We start from the raw sequence: 4,195 nt of genomic DNA, 5'->3' as shown, positions 1-4,195 counted from the left end.
GTCCAGCTGCCATATTGCGCGGCGAGCACGAGATAGACGAACAGCACGCAGATCGGGAACACCAGCAGGCCGGCATTGCCGCCGGTGATTTGCTGGTAGGAGAGGTCGGTCCATTCGAAGGTGAAGCCGCTCGGCAAGGTATCGTCCGCGAGCTTCTTGACGGTGTTGAGCGCCGTGGTCGAGCTCACGCCCGGCGCTGGCTCGCCCTGGAGCTCGGATGCTGCATAGAGATTGTAGCGAGCGACGCGGTCAGGGCCGGAAACATCCTTGAAGTCGACCACGCTGCCGAGCATCACCATGTCGCCGGAGGCGTTGCGGGTGCGCAGCCGCGAGAGGTCGCTCGGTTCTTTCCGGAACGGAAAGTCCGCCTGCGCGGTGACGTGATAGGTGCGGCCAAAGAGGTTGAAGTCGTTGACATAGGTCGATCCGAAATAGGTCTGGATCGTGTCGTTGATGTTGGCGATGGGCACGCCGAGCTTTTGCGCCTTGGTGCGGTCGATGTCGACGAACAGCTGCGGCGTGTTGGCTGAGAACGGCGAGAACACCGTCGGAGCGAGCAGCAAGGGCGATTTGCGCGCCGCGGCGACGAGCTCGTCGGTGGCCGCGGCGAGCAGCTCGGGCCCGCGACCCTGGCGGTCCTGGATGCGGATGGTGAAGCCGCCGCCGGTGCCGATGCCGGGTACGGCCGGCGGCGGAATCACGATGATGAAGGCGCCCTGGATCGCGGCCAGGCGCTTGCGCAGCTCGACCGTGATGGCGTTCGCCGAGAGCCCCTTCTTCAGGCGCACCTCGGGCTCGTCGAACACCGGAAACAATGCCGCCGCATTGCCGGCCTGCGTGCGCGTCGCACCCGAGAAGCCGGCAAAGGCCGCGACGCGGACGATGCCCGGCGTGTCCAGCGAGATGCGTTCGATCTCGCGCACGACCTCCGTGGTGCGCGCCAGCGAGGCCGCGCCGGGCAATTGCACGGAGATGATGACGTAGCCGCGATCCTGCGCCGGGATGAAGCCCTGCGGCGTGGTCACGATCAGCCAGCCGGCACTGCCGATCAGCACGACGTAGATCAGAATCATCACCACCGAGTGCCGGATCACGAAATTGGCAAGGCCGGCATAGCCATGCGCCAGACGGTCGAACGTGCGGTTGAAGACGCCGGTGAAGGCATTCCAGCCGCGCGCGACGACGTTCCAGCTCGCCGGCGGCCGCTTCTCTTCATGCGGGGTGAGAATCTGCGAGGCCAGCGCTGGCGACAGCGTCAGCGAGCAGAAGCAGGAGATCGCGGTCGCGACCGCAATGGTGACAGCAAATTGCTGGAAGAACTGCCCGGAAATGCCTCCGATGAATGCAGTCGGAACGAACACCGCGCACAGCACCAGCGCGATCGAGACCAGCGCGCCGCCGACCTCTTCCATGGTCTTGAGCGCGGCATCGCGCCGGCTCAGGCCGTGCTCGAGATGGCGCTCCACATTTTCCACCACAACGATGGCGTCGTCGACCACGATGCCGACCGCGAGCACGAGGCCGAACAGCGTGAGATTGTTGATGGAGAAGCCCAGCGCCGCCATCACCGCGAAGGTGCCGACCAGCGACACCGGGATCGCGATGATCGGAATGATCGCGGGTCGCCATCCCTGCAGGAACACCAGCACTACGACGACCACGAGCAGCATCGCCTCGTAGATGGTCTTGATCAGTTCGTGGACGGACTGCGCGATGAATTCGGTCGGGTTGTAGCCGATATTGTAATCGAGGCCTTTCGGAAAACTCTCCTTGAGCCTCGTCATGGTGTCGGAGATGTGTTTGGCCGTCGCGAGCGCGTTCGATCCCGGCCGCTGCGTCACCAGCATCGCGACCGCCGACTTGCGCAACAGGAAGCTGTTGGTGGAGTACGCCAGCGCCCCGAGCTCGATGCGGGCGACGTCGCGCAGCCGCACCGTGCGGCCATCGGAGCCCGCCTTGATCAGGATGTCCTCGAACTGCTTCTGGTCCTTCAGGCGCCCCGTGAACGTCAGGTTCGGCTGGAAGGCGCGGTCGGCGATCGGCGGCTCGGCAATCTGCCCGCCCGCGATCTGCACGTTCTGGGCGCGGATCGCCGCCAGCACCTCGGTCGAGGTCAGGCCGAGATTGGCGATGCGGTCAGGATCGAGCCACAGCCGCATCGAATAGTCGCGGGCGCCGAAGATCTGGATGTCGCCGACGCCGTCGATGCGCAGCAGCTGGTCACGGACCTGGAGCAGCGCGTAGTTGGAGATGTAGAGCTGGTCGAAGCTGTCGTCGGGCGACAGCATGAACACGACCATCAGGATGTCGGGTGAGTTCTTGCGGGTGACGACGCCGTTGCGCTGCACCTCGTCCGGCAGTTGCGGCTGCGCTATCGCGACGCGGTTCTGCACCAGCACCTGCGCCTTGTCGAGGTCGGTGCCGAGCTTGAAGGTGACGGTGATCGTCAGCTGTCCGTTCGAGGTCGCCTGGCTGTAGAGATACAGCATGTCCTCGACGCCGTTGATCTGCTGCTCGATCGGAGCGGCGACCGTGTCGGACACGGTTTGCGCGGAGGCGCCGGGATATTGCGTGGTGACGACGACGGTCGGCGGCACCACTTGCGGATATTCGGAGACCGGCAAGGTGGTGTAGGCCAGCGCGCCGACGATCAGCAGCACGATCGACAGCACCATCGCCAGGATGGGCTGGTTGATGGAGAGGCGGCCAAGGTTCATGACTTGTCACCGGGCTTGCCGCCGGCCGGCGCTGGCGCGGGAGACGGCGCTACCTTGGCGCCGACGCGGGCGCGCTGGATGCCGTTGACGATGATGCGGTCGTCGGCCTTCAGCCCTTCGCGGATCACCCGCAGGCCGTCGTCGATCGGCCCAAGCACCACGGGGCGCGCTTCGACGGTGTCATCAGGCTTGACCACGAACACGATCTTGCGGGACTGGTCGGTCGCAACGGCGACATCCGGGATCAGCAGCGCCTCATAGGGCGCGCTGCCGATCAGACGGACGCGGCCGAACTGGCCGGGCAGGATCGACAGATCGGTGTTCTTGATCACCGCGCGGCTGCGCAGGGTCCCGGTGGAGACATCGAGGCGGTTGTCGAGGAAGTTGATGGTGCCCTCATGCGAGGGCTTGGTTTCGCCGGCCAGCGTCACCTGCACCGGGTTCGCCGTATCGCGCGAGCTCGRGCGCTTACCTTCGAACCAGAGCTTGCTGTATTTGATGAAGGTCGCCTCATCCATGTCGAAATAGACGTAGATCGGATCGAGCGCGACGATCGAGGTGAGTAGCGTCGAGGTGCCGGTATCGCTGCCCTGCACGAGATTGCCGGGGCTGACGAGATGGCGGCTGACGCGGCCCGTGAGGGGCGCGGTCACATGGGTGAATTCGATGTTGAGCTTGGCAGCCTTCAGCGCGCCCGCGGCCTGCACTTCCGCCGCGTGCGCGGCCTGCAGGGCCTGCCGGCGCTGGTCGACGACCTGCTCGGAGACGGCGCTGGTCTGCACCAGGTTGAGGCCGCGGTCGAGCTCGCGCTTGGCAAGCTCCACCTTGGCACGCGCATCGGAGAGCTGGCCGTCAGCCTGCTCAGCCACCGCCTCGAACGGACGCGGGTCGATGACATAGAGCAGATCGCCCTGGTGCACGATGGCGCCGTCCTGGAATTCGACGGAGTTGACGAAGCCGCCGACGCGGGGGCGCACCTGCACCTCCTCCACCGCCTCGAAGCGGCCGGTGAATTCGTCCCAATCGGTGACGGTGCGCTTGACCGGCTGGGCGACCGTCACCGGCGGAGGCGGCGGGGCAGAGGCTTGCGAGGCCGGCTGTCCGCAACCGGTGAGCGCAAATGCTGCGGCGAGAAGGCCGGCGATGGCGTAAGGCCGCGGCCGAACGAAATCGTGCGTTTTGACAAATTGCTCGCTTCCATCCGGTCCGCTCATCCCAGGTCCTCGCATAAAAGCCGCAGAAAACGCAGGGTACGCGCCTACCCGCGGGGGACACAAGATGGGCTGCCATAGTGAAATCTTCAAGACGATGGCTCGCGCAATGCTCGGCGAGGGGACCTAGCCGGATGATGGGTTGACAGGGAGAGAGACGGCAGCGGGCGCGAGGGTCGGATTGAGCTCGCTTAAGTCTGGTGATGAAAGAGAACGTTCCCACCCTCCCCTGCAAGCGCATTTAGGCCCGTTGCTCTGCGGCCCATC

Annotated in this window: 2 protein-coding genes; both read right to left on the bottom strand. The window is 65.4% G+C overall.

What is annotated here, in order from left to right; translation table 11 throughout:
• A partial coding sequence (locus AC1D00_RS29825; RefSeq protein WP_477013139.1) for an efflux RND transporter permease subunit occupies positions 1-2,717 on the bottom strand: 2,717 nt, incomplete at its 3' end.
• Positions 2,714-3,931: an efflux RND transporter periplasmic adaptor subunit gene (locus AC1D00_RS29820; RefSeq protein ID WP_477013138.1), complete on the bottom strand. Its 1,218-nt coding sequence runs from the start codon at positions 3,929-3,931 to the stop codon at positions 2,714-2,716. The genes AC1D00_RS29825 and AC1D00_RS29820, both read right to left, overlap by 4 nt.
• Positions 3,932-4,195 lie beyond the last annotated feature (264 nt).

It is taken from the genome of Bradyrhizobium sp. P2_E8, from assembly GCF_056403875.1.
The sequence above is the reverse complement of the archived record's forward strand: the minus strand, read 5'-3'. Positions and strand labels throughout refer to the sequence as shown.